Origin of the sequence: Neorhodopirellula pilleata, from assembly GCF_007859915.1 — a bacterium.
In the GTDB taxonomy this organism is placed as follows: Bacteria; Planctomycetota; Planctomycetia; order Pirellulales; family Pirellulaceae; genus Rhodopirellula; species Rhodopirellula pilleata.
This window is the reverse complement of record NZ_SJPM01000001.1, coordinates 98,145-113,491: the sequence shown is the minus strand read 5'-3', so window position 1 is coordinate 113,491 and position 15,347 is coordinate 98,145. Positions and strand designations below refer to the sequence as shown.

Sequence of the window (15,347 nt, the reverse complement as noted above, 5' to 3'; positions counted from 1 at the left end):
GAGAAGCCGCGTCACGGCGAAACGACCCACCGGCCCCCCCCCCCCCCCCCCCCCAAGTGTGCTAATTGGCCGCCGGTCCAAGGCGCCGCTTAGCAATGATCGGCAACGGCTTGCTACGGAGTGTGACGGTTCCTGTCCGTTCGATGCTCAAGGCGATCTGGATTGATTGTCGCTACCGTCGCGTGCTCTGGAGTGCTTGGTGGGCGATTCGGTTCAGCGGGGTGATTTCTTTGGCGGCTCCCAAGGCGATCGCTTCGCGTGGCATGCCGAAGACGACGCAGGTCGCTTCGTCCTGGGCGATCGTGTTGGCTCCGGCCTGTTTCATGGCAAGCAAACCGTGGGCACCGTCGTTGCCCATCCCAGTCAAAAGAACTCCGACGGCGTTACCGCCGAGGTATTTGGCGGCGGATTTGAAGAGCACGTCCACCGATGGCCGGTGCCGATTGACCGGTTCGCCCATTCCGACACGGACGCAGTAGCTCGCGCCGCTGCGGATCACGGCCATGTGATACCCACCCGATGCGAGCAAAGCGTGTCCGGGCAAGATCCGATCACCGTCGTTGGCTTCTTTGACGCGGATGCGACACTGACCGTCGAGCCGTTTGGCAAACGATTTGGTGAACCCGCCGGGCATGTGCTGCACGATGACCGTCCCGGGTGCGTCGGCGGGAAAGCCATCGAGGACTTCTGCGATCGCTTCGGTGCCACCGGTCGAGGCACCGATGCAGATGACACGATCGGTGCTGCGAATCATCTCTTCGGCGAGCTGGACCGTGCCGGACGCCATGTCGACCTTCGGTTTGGTAACAAAATCGATCGCACCGAGTTCGAGAGCACGAAGCGTGGTCTCGCATCCTCGCTCGGTCAGCGAAGACACCATTAAGACCGGCAGCGGATGTGAACGCATCAGCTTTTCTAGAAAGGTCAGCCCGTCCATCCGTGGCATCTCGACGTCCAGTGTGACGACGTCGGGTTTCAACGCAATGATTTTCTCCCTCGCGATGAACGGGTCGGCGGCCGCGCCGACAACCTCTAGCTCCGAATCCGACGAAAGGATCTCTGTCAGCATACGGTGGAAACACCGACGGCGTCCGATGCCCGAACCGCAAGACTTGGCCGACGGTACGCCGCGTGCATCAATATCGGTGGGCAACTCAACAACCACTCAATACTCGATCAATTCATACTTCGTGGAGTCGTACCGATGAAACAACGATGGAAATTTCACCTCAGCCGCCGGTTTTTTATCACCACAACCGCAGCGTGGCTGACCTGTGTGACGGCGATCTCGCAAGAGGCGGCGATCGCACAAGATTCGGAAACGACTTCAAAAACACAGAAACTGCGTCAGGAAGTGGTCGACCGGGGACTCGCATTTCTAGCCAAAGAAGGACAATCCGATGCCGGAACTTTTTCTGATCAAGTCGGACCAGGCGTGACAGCCTTGGCGATCACATCGGCACTCAGAAACGGTCAAACCATCGACGATCCGATGGTCGCCCAAGGGCTCAAGGCTTTGGAAAGTTTTGTGAAACCCGACGGCGGAATCTACGGCAACGGACGCCTCAAGAATTACGAAACTTGTGTTGCCATGGTTTGTTTTGCCGAGGCCAACAAAAAAGGCCAATACAACGACATCTTGAAACGCGCCAAAGAGTTTGTCACCGGGATGCAGTACGGCGAAGGCCCACGTGATCCGTCCGACCCATGGTACGGCGGCGTCGGCTACGGTGGGGCGGGACGACCGGACTTGTCCAACACCGGTTATCTGATCGAAGCCCTCCGGGCGGTCGAGGCGGGGCCTGATGATCCGGCGATCCAACGGGCGCTCGCGTTCGTATCACGTTGTCAGAACTTAAACAGCCGATACAACGACACGCCGTTCGCAGACAAAGTCGACGACGGCGGTTTTTATTACGAGATTCCGACCACCAAGATTGACCCGAGCACATCAGACGAACGCTACACGCCCAACGGCGGACTACGCAGCTACGGTTCGATGGGCTACACGGGGCTCAAGAGCATGATTTTCGCCGGGCTGACCAAAGAGGACCCGCGTGTCAAAGCGGCGTTGCAGTGGATCAAGGATCACTACAGTGTCGAGAAGAACCCCGGCATGGGCTCGGCAGGTTTGTATTACTACTACCACACGTTCGCGGCCGGTCTCAACGCGACCGGGACCGAGACACTTACCGATTCCGAGGGCGTGGAACATGATTGGAAATCCGATCTTGTGGTCGAACTGGCTGAGCGTCAAAACGAAGACGGATCATGGAGCAACGACAATCAACGTTGGTTTGAAAATGACAAGAACTTGGCAACCAGTTTCGCATTGATGGCACTGGGTTACTGCAAGTAGTGCCAATAAGATTCCCTGTGACAAGAGCCTCAACCGTGAACCGACTTTGGGCGATTCAGTGCTCGACGTTCATTGCGATTACCGCTTGGGCGGCGACGGATCCAATGTTCGAATCGATGATCCGTTCTCGGTCGCTCGCTGTCATCTCGTCCGATGTTAGTTGGTTTCGCGCAGCTTTGTTTTTGTTGGTTCTCGCCGTCGCGGTTGTTAGCCTAATCGGTCTTTTGTCGAGATGTTTTGGCGGCCAGTCCAGCCTAGCCCGCCATCGCTCCATCGGTCAACTGCTAGCGATTACGACGATGACTGCGGTTTGGTGTTCGCTAGCAATCCATCATGATGCGATCGCCTGGCAAGGAAAACGGATGCGTTTCGCGAACCGCATCGACCAACTCGAAGCGATCGCGGCGCCGTTGCGGCAGGACTGGCCTCGTCACGATGGCGAGTTAGCGCGGATTGGCCCCTTCATGGCATATCCGTTCGGGCGTCCGACGACGCTTGTGTTGCTTCAAACGCCGCAGGTTGCAAGCGAGGCCGTCTACGTCAGTGCCATCGAACGTTCACCCGACGGAGCAATCAAACTGCAGTTGACCGGTACCGACGGAGGTGATTGGGCCCAGTGGCATCCACCAGGGAGTGTTCCCAGTTCATTCACCGGAGGATTAGCCGAGTCATACAAAATGAGTTCGGCAACCACGATCGGCGACGGATGGTACTTGGTCCGTTATCAATAAGAAACCGTTCGGAGATAACTTCGGCATTGGCATCGAGGGAGGGAATCGGCAAACGACGCGTAAGTTTGGAAGTTGTATTTATTTCGTAACCCGCTGCGTAAGCGAGGGATGATTGATGTTGACTCATCCCTCGCTTACGCAGCGGGTTACGATTAAATCAACAGTCCGTCATGCGTCGGGTTACGATCGAGCAGTCAGATATTGCTATGCTTCGAGCCAGCGAGACACCGCAGCAACGATGGAACCTGCGGAAATACCTTCTAGGTCTAACAGCTTGTCTGGACTTCCGCTGATCGGGCGTTTACGGACCGCCAAACTATTCACCGGTGTCGGATGATCCGACAGACTGGTCAATACCGCTTCACCGATGCCGCCTTCGGGAAAATGATCTTCGACGGTGAAGATGACCTTGGTTTGATCAGCGGCTCGGCGAACGGTCGCATGATCGAGCGGCTTGATGCTGTACAAGTCGATGACGCGGATTGAGATGCCTTTCGCATCGAGTTCTTTCGCAGCGGCCATCGCTTCATGCACGGTAATGCCCGCTGCAATCAAGGTTGCATCGTCACTTTCGGACTCCTTCAGTGTCTTACTGCCTCCGATAGAGAACGATTCATCGTTGGCATAGATCACGGGCGTTTTGCCGCGCGTCGTGCGGAGATACGCGATCCCCTGATGATCGGCAATCAAATCAACGATCGCTTCGGTGGAGACCGCATCGCACGGATACATCACGACGCCGTCCTGAATCGTACGAAACATGGCAATGTCCTCGAGCCCCATTTGCGATGGCCCGTCCTGGCCGATGGAGACGCCGCAGTGCGACCCAACAAACTTCACGTTGGCGTTGGAATACGGAGCCATCCGGATCTGATCGAACGCACGACTCAGGAAAGCCGCGAACGTCGAAACGAACGGCAACTCGCCACGTACCGCCAACCCCACGGCCGCGCCGACCATATTCTGCTCGGCGATGAACATTTCGAAAAAGCGATCGGGCAAATCATCTCGGAAACGTTTCGATCGCGTCGAATTGCAAACCTCACCATCCAACGCGACCAGACGGGGATACTTTCGCGCCAGACGACACAGTGCGTTTCCGTAGGCATCTCGGGTCGCCACTTCGTCGCCGATTTCATAATCAGTCAGTCCGGCCTCTTCTGATTTTCGAGGATTCGCTTGATAAACGATCGGGTCGGAAAACTGACCGCGAATGGATTCGTCAGGCTCCCCCAGATCCGCCAAGATGGATTCGAACTCATCTTCATCAACCGGTTTTCCATGATGCCCCGGTTCGTCTTCGAGTGACGCGACCCCTTTGCCTTTGATCGTTCTCGCGATCACCATGATAGGTTGGCCATTGTTCTCACTGACCGATTCGACTTCGTCCCAAGCCTGCATGACCTGTTGATGATCATGACCATCGTCAACAAGGATGCAACGCCAGCCAAACGCCTCGATCCGATCTCGATAGGCGTTCAAGTCATGGCCGTACATGGTTTCGCCTCGCTGGCCCAAACGATTGACGTCGAGAATTCCGACGAGGTTGTCCAGCTTGTAGTGCGCCGCCAATTGGATCGCTTCCCACTGAGAACCCTCGGCCATCTCACTGTCGCCAAGCAACACAAACGTGCGACTCGGTGAACGGTCGATGTAGCGGGCCGCCAACGCCATCCCGAAACCGATCGACAACCCCTGACCCAGCGATCCAGTCGCCGCCTCGGTCATGCGAAACCGCGACGTCGGATGACCTTCGAGTGGACTGCCGAACTCCCGGTATCTCATCAAGGCATCCGGCTCGATCACGCCAGCGGCCGTCCAGAGTGAATATAGAAGTGGCGAAGCGTGGCCTTTGGAGAAGATCACTCGATCATTTGCCGGATCGTCAGGCTGTTCAATCCGATAGCGGAAGTGCCCGCCAAACATCAAGTCGGTCATCAGTTCCACCGCCGACAGTGAAGACGTCGGATGCCCCGAACCGGCCTGCGAGGTACATCGAATGATCCAGCGGCGAATTTGTTGAGAGAGTCTTGCGAGCTGTTCTAGGTCGGTTGAAGTCGAGGTCGACATGGCTTCTCCGCGATCACTTGAGCCTGGATGGATAATCGAAACGGCTCATCACGACGCAAATGACGCGCCAGCTTCTTCCGGTGTCGACCGAACTGACTTGTCCCCAATGCTGGTCACTTGCCCATCATTGGCACGATGAATGCTTCCTCCAGACTCATAAGTGGCATAGGCTTCCAGCCTCTTTATACGCCACATCTTTTTTGACCCCCACGAGCTCGTCTCGTGGGTGAATAAGGTTCGCAAGCTAGACAACGACGCCCGGCCAACCTTCCGATTATCACTTGTGCTCGCCGCTTCAAGCGGGGAGCACAAGTGAAAATCGGAAGGTTGGCCGAATCGCGGCTCGTGTCTAGCTTGCCAACCTCGGCTTCCTGCCAGACGAGCTGGCAGGGGAGCAATCCATGAGGACTTGTGGCGTATCAAGAAGCTGGAAGCCTATTCCACTTATTGTTCACCCGATGCTTACCAGTTCTGGTGACTTCCAAACAAATTCCATCACACACAACGATCTCGCATGTCCACCACATTTCAAGCCACCAAGTCGAAGCAAATCGAACTCGCATCGCGTCCCGACGGAAAACCGACGATGGAGAACTTCCGGGAAAACACGGTGGAAGTCGCCGCCATTAAGGACGGTGAATTTCTGGTCAAGAATGAATGGATGTCCGTCGATCCCTACATGCGCGGCCGAATGAAACAAGGCGACAGTTATGTCCCTGCGTTCGAGATCGACGAACCTCTCGAAGGAGGCTGCGTCGGAAAGGTGGTCGAGTCACGCCATGACGACTTTCACGAGGGCGACTACGTGCTCGGCAATCTCGGATGGCGTGAATACTGGAAGTCGACGGGAGAGGGAGTCAACCGCATCGATCCGCAATCGGCTCCGGTTCAAGCCTACCTCGGTGTGCTCGGTCTAACCGGAATGACCGCGTGGGTGGGTCTGAGCAAGATCGCGAAGCTCCAATCCGGACAAACCGTTTTCGTTTCGGCCGCTTCCGGTGCGGTCGGCTCGATCGCATGCCAGCTCGCCAAAGCCAAAGGTTGTCGCGTGATCGGCAGTGCCGGCAAGTCTGAAAAGATTCAGTGGTTGCATAAGCAAGCTGGCATCAAATCGGTCATCAACTACAAGGAAACCGACGACCTCGTCGGCAAGCTAAAAGAGTTTGCACCAGAAGGGATCGACGTCTATTTCGACAACGTCGGTGGCGATCACCTCGAGGCCGCGATCGAGGTCATCAACGACTTCGGCGTCTGCATCGAATGCGGCATGATCTCAACCTACAACGCCACCGAACCGCCCGCCGCGCCGCGCAACCTATTCAAGGTCATTGGCAAACGAATTCGCATGCAGGGTTTCATCGTTCGTGATCACATGGACGATCAAGACGAGTTTCGCCGCGAGATGGCACCGTTGATTCAATCCGAACAAATTGTTTGGGAAGAAACCATCACCGACGGTCTTCAGAACGCACCTGCCGCATTCATCGGTCTGTTCGAGGGTAGCAACCTCGGCAAACAGCTCGTTCGTGTGGGATAGTCGATCGACCGCCTCGATTCTGCCGCGATAGACTTGCCCACAAGAGGCGGCGTTATTTCACTTTCTTTGTTTCCATTGGAAACGAGCCGGGTTGGTGAACTGGACGCCGGGTGAGTTATGATTGGTTGTTATCTCGCTTTTTCAGCCGTCACTCAGGATCGCTTCGCGGTTCTGAAGCTCCAGTTCACGCCTCATGAAATCTCATCAACGCGACCAGCCCAGGAAGTCACCGAATCAAACCGATGCGAATGACCGGTCGCTTTCCGAAGAGGTTCACGGCACGGACCGTTTATCGGACCTGGGACGCGTTCCGTTTTTAGCGGCGTTGATCGGAATCGTCATCCTCGCTTGGATCGTTCGTGCGATTCATGTGTGGCAAACCGCAGATGTCCCCACGGTGCGGTTTCTGCTCGGGGACGCAGCGGGATACTTCGCCTGGGCGACGCGAATCGCGTCAGGCAACTGGTACGGCGACGAAACGTTCTATCAGGCACCGCTTTACCCCTATTTTCTTGCGGTATGTATCAAGTATCTCGGACTCTCGGTCCCTGGAATTCGATTGATCCAAGCTTTCCTCGGTTCGCTGGGCGTCGGACTGATCGGCTTGACCGCTGGGGGCATGTTCGGCCGGAAAAGTGGTTTGATCGCTGCCGTGATGCTGGCGTTTTATCCGCCCGCCATTTTTTACGACGGAATCTTGCAGAAGGCATCTTTGGTCGGCTTCCTGGTGTGCTTGCTGTTGACCGCAACGGTGTGGATGCAGCGAAAACGTACCGTGTGGTCGTCGACGGGCATCGGAATCGTGTTGGGTTTTTTGGTTCTCGCACGGGAAAACGCTCTGTTATGGATCCCGCTTTATCCGGTTTGGATGTTATGGCCCGGTCCGGAGACGAACACGAAGAAACGCATCTTGCTGACGTCGGCCTACGCGTTTGGTCTGTCGATGATTTTGTTGCCAGTCGCCGCCCGCAATGCTTCACTGGGCGGAGAATGGTCGCCGACCACCTTTCAAGCAGGGCCTAATTTTTATATCGGCAACAATCGGCAATCCGATGGCATTTATCGCCCAATCGTACCCGGTCACGAAACTCCGATTTACGAACGTTCCGACGCGGTCCGGATTGCCGAAGCGACCCTCGGACAAGAACTGTCGGCCAGAGAGGTTTCCCAGTTTTGGATGGGCGAAGCGTTCAAAGAAATGGGTGCCGATCCGGGACGCTGGGTCCAATTGATGATCCAAAAATCCTTCATGCTTATCAATCGTTTTGAAGTTCCTGACGTCGAGAGCCTGGAGGTCTATCGGGCCAGTTCAGCGTTGCTGCAGCTTAACCTGGTTTGGAACTTTGGAATTTTGTGTCCGTTGGCAATGTGGGGATTGATGACTACGTTCGACGAAGCAAAACGGGAAGGCCGGAAGCATGATTTGATTTTTCACGCATTGATTTTGGTGATGGCTGCGGCGGTGGTCTTGTTTTTTATCCTGGGCCGGTACCGATTTGCGATGGTGCCCCTGCTCATTCCGTTCGCGGCAAAAGGGTCAATTGCGATTTATCATTGCGTCCGCTCGCGTTCCCTGTCCGGATGCCGAAAGCCGCTTGCGATAAGTCTATTGTTGCTTGTCGCTTGCAACCTGCCCGTCCACGATGAAAACGGATTGAACGCTTCCTCACTGATGAACGCGGGCGTTGCCGCTGGCCAAAGTGGCGAATTGGCAATGGCGATCGAGTTATTGGAAAGGTCGGTTGCCCTGCAACCCGGATTCGCTGAAACCCATCTGAACCTCGGGCGAGCATGGCAATTGGCGGGTGACCTGGATCGAGCGATCGCCGCTTACCGCAAGGCGTCACGGATATCCCCCGAACTAACATTGGCGGCTTTGTCCCTCGGCCAAGTCTACGAAATGAAAGGGCAATACGATATTGCGATCGATTACTACCAGAATTGTTTGCGGCTCGATCCCACCGGACCTGAAAGCGAGACGGCGTCTGCTCGACTGCAAGACCTAACGAATCGAGGCGAAAACGGAACGTCTTCAACCAAGGTTCCCGCACTAATACCACCGAATTGAGTCTCGCTCCCTGACTTTGACCGAAAGACTAACGGTTGCTCGAGAACACTTGCTCAGGCGACCCCGACCATTGGACGAGGGCCTTGCGCTTGACTGGGTGCATGCAGCTGAATACCATAAGGGGTCACTCACGAGTGGGTCTTTCCATTTCGATGTCTTTTTGTTTCGTATCTCATTGGTCATCTTTCATGAATCGTTTTCACTATCTTCTTGCAACATTTCTCGTTTCTGTTGCCATTTTGGGCTGCGGAGGTAGCGAACCGGCAGTTGTGACAGGGCATGATGTTGAGGCGATGATGGCCGAAGAAGCCGAAGCGGAAGCAAGTGTCGCGGCTGCGGCAGCGATGGGCGAGATGAAGGCCCCCCAGGAGTAGTATCCGATTAAAAGGCGAAGCCGCTGTGCCGTTCTGGCCTTTGGCTTGGTTTTGCATGCTTGCCCGATTGATCCAATATCTTCCGTAGTGCGGGAGTGCATAATTCGTGTACCAGTGTGTCCTCGTATTTTGGCCGTTGTTAGTGATTTGCTCTTCGGCGGAATAATCTTCCGCTCTTTTCCTTTCTAGTTTCCCGGAGATCAGTAAATGGTTCGTTCTCGTTTCAACCGAGGGTTCACGCTAGTTGAACTTTTGGTCGTAATTGCCATCATTGGCGTGTTGGTGGGGCTCTTGCTTCCCGCCGTACAAGCTGCTCGCGAGGCGGCTCGCCGCATGAGTTGCAGCAATAATTTCAAGCAGATCGGTTTGGCGATGCACAATTACCATGCCGCATTCGACCAATACCCAGCGCAAATGGGTGGGACTCATTCGCAAGGTGCCGCCGACCGTGATGACGACACAAACCGACGCCGTTTGAGCTTTTTGGTCGGCTTAACCCCGTTCATGGAACAACAGGCTTTGTGGGAGCAAATCTCCAACCCCAGCGTGGAGACCGTGACTCCTGGGGCGACCCCAGGTGGGACGGGCGGGCGTTGGCACCCGATGGGGCCGGTTTTCGATCGTACCGAGTATCGCCCTTGGGTCACGGAGATTCCTGGACTGCGTTGCCCCAGTGACCCGTTCACTGGTTTGCCAGCTTTGGGGCGAACCAACTACGCCGCTAACGTCGGAGACGGAGTCGACCGTGTTGGTACCGGCGGTCATAACGAAATGAGTGTTCATCAAAGTAATACAAACGGCCTGCTCACCGCTACGCCCGCAACCGAAGACTGGGTAGCAACTCGTTCGCGTGCGGCGAATCGTGGTTTCTTCTGGGCTCGTAAGACGAAGATGCAGTTCCGAGACATTCTTGACGGTCTCGCCAACACCGTCGCGTGCGGTGAAATCGCAACATGCGGTCAAATCCGCCAGGTCAAGGGCACGATTGTCCGTGGGCGCAGTGGCGCTAATATGAAGACAGATCCGAAGGCAACGGCGGACCTCGTCCGTGACCCAGCCCGCCCCCAATTCTTGCTTACTGGGCTTTCATACTACGAGGGCTCTTATGCCCGAGGCACGCGCTGGGCGGAAGGCCGAGAGTCGTCTACTAGTTTCCAAACGATTCTTCCGCCTAACAGTCCGAACATTTTGTCGGGTGATGCGCAGGCGAACGAAACGATTCTTAGCGCGGGCAGTTACCATCAAGGTGGTGCTCACATCCTGATGGGCGACGGCGCGGTGAAGTTCATCACTGATAGCATCGAAGCGGGTGACGGGAACCACCGAGCTCCCGAACGCGATGGCGGAGAAGGTGTTACCGCCGGGATGCAAAGTCCATTCGGCTTGTGGGGCTCTCTTGGAACGAGAGCTTCCAAAGAAGTGGTCAAATCCGAGTTCTAGTCGATCACCTAAGAAGGAATCTTGTTCTCCGATTATTCAATGCTAAGGCCATCCGGACTTGATTGTTCGGATGGCTTTTTTTGTGTCGTCGGTCGACCCGATTGGAGCTTTTGATAAAGTAATCCAGCGGTGACAATCTTCCCTGAATCCGAAAGGTGAATGTGATCGGGCAAAAAAATGGTTCTCTTGTCCAGCGAAGCAACCGTTTCGGCCAAGTCGATCAAGGGAACGCCTGACTCCGAAGCGACACGTCGTACGACGTCATTGTAGGTCTCGTGCAATTCGACGATGTAATCGGGGTCGGAAACCTCTCCTGATGTGACCAAATAAGCGGGCACTGCGATGTCTAAAGCTTGCGGAGCCGTGATTAACCAAATCGCCACTTGCTGCTGTCTGCAAAGCTCGATCATTTGTTGCAAGTTAGCTTGGTAGTCTTCAATCCCGACGCGTAAAGGACGGTCGGTCGGTTTAATTGTTTCTTGATGCAGGAATCGAAACAACTGCAAGATCCGCACCTTCTCAATCGCCGAGGGCAGCACAACAACCCCGGCTGACTGGTCTTTGTCAGCGACACCGCGAGAAAGCCAATGGTCATTCCAGCCAAAATAAACGGTAACCAAGTCAGGTTTCCAACCGAGCACCTCGTTCTCCAGGAGCGTTAGCCCTTGGTGCGTCGTATATCCGATCGTGCCGGCATTGATCACTTCAAAGGGATCGGATAACTGATGATCGAGAAGCGTTTGCAACAATTCCGGATACGAGTTGGGGCCAAAATGTGTACACGAATCACCTAAACACACGATTCGATAAACACCGTCAGGCTTGTTCGAATCAAATTCTGGTGTACTGAACCCCCGCGAATTGTGCTCCAACGAATGAGGGATCGGTCGCCAAAAAAGATCTCGATCGTACTTCAGCAATGGCTCGTCGGAATTCGCGTTGTACTCGTCAACCGGGAATGTGAATCGCATTTGTTCCAATTGGTTGCCGTATTGAAAACCCGTTAATCGTATGATCATTTCGAACACAGCGAAAACTACGGCGACGGTAAAGATCGAGTAGACAATCTTTCGACCAGTGCTGATCGAAGCTCGCTTTCGGGTAGGCGGTAAAGCTGATTCGTTCATGAGAAAACTGATCCTATGGAAGTTCTAATCGTTCAAATCGTCAATGAACTGCTTGGTCGACATGTCATCTACGCGAATAAGATGATCGCGGAGTGGTGGGAAGACATCGCCCTCGACACTTTGCAAACGTAAATTGTCAGTGGGGCGTCGCGGCATATGACAATCGATACAGTTCTCTTTAAAGTCGATGCCTTCAAGAGGAAAGAGGGCACAGTCACTTTCGTCCTCGTGACAGACCATGCATCGGCTGGAATATAGTTTTCGGTTCCCTCGCTCGTTATGGTGCGGATCATGGCAGTCGCTACAGGTCATTTGTGATTGCTGAAAGCAGACGCTTTGTGACAACCGGTTCAATTGGTTACTGGTATGGACACTGTTTTTCGCACCCAGTTCATCGTTGGGAGGCAGGTAGTGATCTTGCAGCCGATCTCCAGGCCTAAAACTCAATGCCTCTCCTCTCAGGCTTCTTGAGCCTCCGTGACACTGCCCGCAAATTTCCATTTGCACGAGTCGGTCTAGATTGGCTGGATTGGTGATGCCGACGGCTTGGCGAACGTCGCGGTTTTCCCGGTGAAAGTCAACGTGCTCTTTCGCGGGGCCATGGCAGCGTTCACAGGTGACGCCGAAGATCAATGAATCTGGTGTGTAGTGATTGGTGTTGCCGCGAAAATCAAAGTACGTCAAGTGGCAATCCAAACAACGTTGCGGAATCGGCCTGGCGTACGCGGCATCCCCGTCGATGTAGCCGGGGCTATTGATCCAATTGTTGCCGTCGGTAATGTGCGTCACATTATGTTGATAAAGGCCGTCGTTGTGCCAATACAAATACGTCTGAGCCATTTTCGACGATCCAATGATGATTTCCATCGGGACCTCGAAGTTCCATTCAAAAAAATGGACACGTTGGACAAACGATTCGCCTCGCTGAATCATTTCAAAGGCCACGTTTGGATCGGACGTCTTGAGTACATTCGAGCCAGGGTCAAAGCTTCCATCGATCGTTGTTTCATTGACCGGTCGGCTGGTCTTATAGTGCCCCGTCGCGAGAAATGACTGATACTTTTCGCGATGGCATTCCTGGCACTGCTCGGGACCAACGAATCCTGGATTGGCGTGCTGGGGAATGACGTCAACGCTTTTCATCGGAGACGTTCCAGGTTTAAACGGGATCTCAACGCCGCCGCCGTCCTCGTATTTACCTACAAACCAAAGGTTCTCGCCGGGAATCAATCTGACCACCATATCACGGGGTGGTTCAGGAACAGCCGAGAGTTCTGTTATCTCGGTTCCTCGCTGCTTCTGCGCTGTCATCAGAACACGGCCAAATTCGTCGTCGCGTTTCGCTTGCATCGTGTCGTAGCCGATCCAGACAGCCACCAAAACGATCACGATAACCGACAACCAGCGTTTCAGATTCAATGTGTTGTTTCCTGCAGCGGAGTGTCTTTCTGCAATACCGGGTTGGATCAAACGAACCTAGTGCTTCGACAAAATTTAATTTTAGGGTGAGCCGAACGCGCTAGCGTCGGGCGTCGAGCAATGCCCGCGGCTAGCGCCGTCGGCTCACTTCACTAACCCTAAATTTAAATTTTGACGAAGCACTAGATGCAACAAGCTTTGGAGTACTTAAGGTAGCAAAAATGGAGCCGACAGTTCGCTTACAAAACCGTAGGAATTCATTTCAAAAACCCGCCAGTAATTCCCGACAGCGATCGTCGACGGACATCGCATTGAAAAAGTAAGCCACCGAGGGAACCCCCAAGAACAACACGACGCCAACAGGGCACCCCTCTGCCTCGCCGCGTGATCGGCATTTGAAAGCGTTGCTACCGCTCGGCGGGTGGGTCGGCGATAGCATCTGCGAGGTCACGTAGCAAATCAAGCGGGTGGCGGTTACCAATAAGAGGTGGCCTGTGGCGAAAACAAAACTTCGCCGGTTCTGCTAGGCTGGATGTTGTTCGGCGAAATCATGTTGTCCTGCGGTCCTACTGTGACAGTGACTCAGCCGCAGAGGAATTGATTCCCTTTATCTTGGTACTCGGAAAATGAAGCGTCTTCGATCTCCCCAGCTTTGTCGCTTCTTATCGACGCTCATGGTCGCTTCGTTATTACCCATGCTTTTGCCTGGGCGTTTTTGCTGGGCACAAGTCTCGCCCACCGAAGCAAAATCGGCGATGCGACGGGCGGTCCATTTTTTCAGTACGCAAGTCGCCACGAGTGGTGGTTATGTCTTTCAATGCAGCGATGATTTAGCGTTCCGCGAGGGCGAGTCCGCTGTCGGTCCGACAACCGCTTGGATCGAACCACCCGCGACGCCGGCCGTGGGTGCGGCCTACTTGGATGCCTATCTGCTGACTGGAGAACGCGATTTGCTGAGCGCCGCCGAACGAACAGCTGAGGCCCTGCTGCAAGGCCAAATGATTTCGGGCGGTTGGTTCGAGCAGATCGAATTCGCACCCAAAGACCGCGAGAAATACGCCTATCGCGTCGACAAATACGCCGTCGCCGGCCGACGCAACATTACCACCTTCGATGACGATAAATCGCAGTCCGTCATCCGATTCTTGGTGAAACTTGATGAGGCGTTGCAACAGCGGGATGGTCGACTGCATGAAGCGACCCTCTACGCGCTCGATGCCGTTTTGGCGGCGCAGTACCCCAACGGAGCTTGGCCGCAAAAGTATGAAGGCCCCGGTCAGCTTGACGTCCCGGTACGGGAAAAGCGACAGGCGTCGTATCCGAGTGAGTGGTCGCGAGTATTCCCAGACGTCAAGTACACAAATTACTACACGCTCAACGACAGCACTCTGGTCGATCTCATCGAGACTCTGTTCGTAGCCTGGGACGCCTACGGAGATGATCGGTATTTGGCGTCGGCGAAACGTGGCGGCGATTTCTTGATTTCAGCGCAGATGCCCGCTCCGCAGCCCGGTTGGGCGCAGCAATACAATCATGAGATGCAACCGGCGTGGGCTCGCAAATTCGAACCGCCCGCGATCAGTGGCAACGAGTCGCAAGGCGTCATGCGGACACTCCTGCTGCTCTACCGCCGCACGGCCGATGAGCGTTACTTGACGCCGGTGCGAACAGCACTGCCTTACTATCGAGCTAGCTTATTAGACAACGGAATGTTAGCCCGCTTCTATGAACTACAAACCAACCGACCGTTGTACTTCACCAAGAACTACGAGTTGACTTATTCCGATGCCGACCTTCCGACTCACTACAGTTTTTCATCCACTTCAGGGTTGGATCGGATCGCCCGAGAGTTGAAGGATGTTGAATCGTTGCCCAAAGACAAGCTATGGTCCAGCAAACAAAGCCGACCACCCAAAATGACCGACGAGTTGGCGCTGGATGCTCGGCGAGCTATCGCGGCTTTGGATGAACGCGGTGCCTGGGTGGAACGCGGATCGATGAAAAAGTATCCCGATGCGAAGGTCACTTCCGTGATCTCCAGCTCCACCTTCATTAGGAACCTATCGACATTGGCCAAGTACATTGCCGCTTCGCAGTCGACAGGCCAGCGTTAGACTTGAAGCAACATCTCACGCACTGCTCGTTGAGCGATAGCCCTGGTTGCTAGGCTCCCGCCCTCTTGATAGGCCACATCTTTTTTGACCCCCACGAGCTCGTCTCGT

General features: G+C 54.7%; 11 protein-coding genes. 7 read left to right on the top strand and 4 right to left on the bottom strand.

Features of this window, described 5'->3' with window-relative positions:
• Positions 1 to 172: 172 nt before the first annotated feature.
• Entirely contained in the window at positions 173 to 1,165 is a 993-nt protein-coding gene (locus Pla100_RS00375) for a protein-glutamate methylesterase/protein-glutamine glutaminase (RefSeq protein ID WP_315853423.1), read from the bottom strand.
• Positions 1,166 to 1,204: 39 nt separating this feature from the next.
• Here Pla100_RS00375 and Pla100_RS00370 point away from each other — a divergent pair, with 39 nt between their 5' ends.
• Positions 1,205 to 2,359, top strand: a complete 1,155-nt coding sequence (locus Pla100_RS00370; RefSeq protein ID WP_146575735.1) for a prenyltransferase/squalene oxidase repeat-containing protein — start codon at positions 1,205 to 1,207, stop codon at positions 2,357 to 2,359.
• Positions 2,360 to 2,394: 35 nt separating this feature from the next.
• Positions 2,395 to 3,090 carry a hypothetical protein gene (locus Pla100_RS00365; protein WP_231602492.1) on the top strand — a complete coding sequence of 232 codons (696 nt, stop codon included), beginning with the start codon at positions 2,395 to 2,397 and terminating at the stop codon, positions 3,088 to 3,090.
• Between the two features lie 204 nt (positions 3,091 to 3,294).
• On the opposite strand, the gene Pla100_RS00360 is transcribed toward Pla100_RS00365, so the two are convergent.
• Complete coding sequence (locus tag Pla100_RS00360) at positions 3,295 to 5,160, bottom strand: transketolase (protein WP_146575734.1); 1,866 nt, start codon at positions 5,158 to 5,160, stop codon at positions 3,295 to 3,297.
• Positions 5,161 to 5,674: 514 nt separating this feature from the next.
• On the opposite strand from Pla100_RS00360, the gene Pla100_RS00355 reads away from it, so the two are divergent.
• The 4 genes from Pla100_RS00355 (at position 5,675) to Pla100_RS00340 (ending at position 10,579) form a co-directional block, all read left to right on the top strand.
• Positions 5,675 to 6,697, top strand: coding sequence for an NADP-dependent oxidoreductase (locus Pla100_RS00355; RefSeq protein WP_146575733.1), 1,023 nt, complete (start codon positions 5,675 to 5,677; stop codon positions 6,695 to 6,697).
• Between the two features lie 193 nt (positions 6,698 to 6,890).
• Positions 6,891 to 8,765, top strand: coding sequence for a tetratricopeptide repeat protein (locus Pla100_RS00350; RefSeq protein WP_231602491.1), 1,875 nt, complete (start codon positions 6,891 to 6,893; stop codon positions 8,763 to 8,765).
• Between the two features lie 188 nt (positions 8,766 to 8,953).
• Positions 8,954 to 9,139, top strand: a complete 186-nt coding sequence (locus Pla100_RS00345) for a hypothetical protein (protein ID WP_146575732.1) — start codon at positions 8,954 to 8,956, stop codon at positions 9,137 to 9,139.
• 207 nt (positions 9,140 to 9,346) lie between these two features.
• Complete coding sequence (locus Pla100_RS00340; protein ID WP_146575731.1) at positions 9,347 to 10,579, top strand: DUF1559 domain-containing protein; 1,233 nt, start codon at positions 9,347 to 9,349, stop codon at positions 10,577 to 10,579.
• A 32-nt stretch (positions 10,580 to 10,611) separates the two neighbouring features.
• Here the strand turns inward: Pla100_RS00340 and Pla100_RS00335 are convergent, their stop codons facing one another.
• Positions 10,612 to 11,706 (bottom strand): SGNH/GDSL hydrolase family protein, encoded by a 1,095-nt coding sequence (locus Pla100_RS00335; protein ID WP_146575730.1) that lies wholly within the window; start codon positions 11,704 to 11,706, stop codon positions 10,612 to 10,614.
• A gap of 24 nt (positions 11,707 to 11,730) precedes the next feature.
• Entirely contained in the window at positions 11,731 to 13,125 is a 1,395-nt protein-coding gene (locus Pla100_RS00330; RefSeq protein WP_146575729.1) for a multiheme c-type cytochrome, read from the bottom strand.
• A gap of 674 nt (positions 13,126 to 13,799) precedes the next feature.
• On the opposite strand from Pla100_RS00330, the gene Pla100_RS00325 reads away from it, so the two are divergent.
• Positions 13,800 to 15,239, top strand: a complete 1,440-nt coding sequence (locus Pla100_RS00325) for a pectate lyase (protein ID WP_197167602.1) — start codon at positions 13,800 to 13,802, stop codon at positions 15,237 to 15,239.
• Positions 15,240 to 15,347 lie beyond the last annotated feature (108 nt).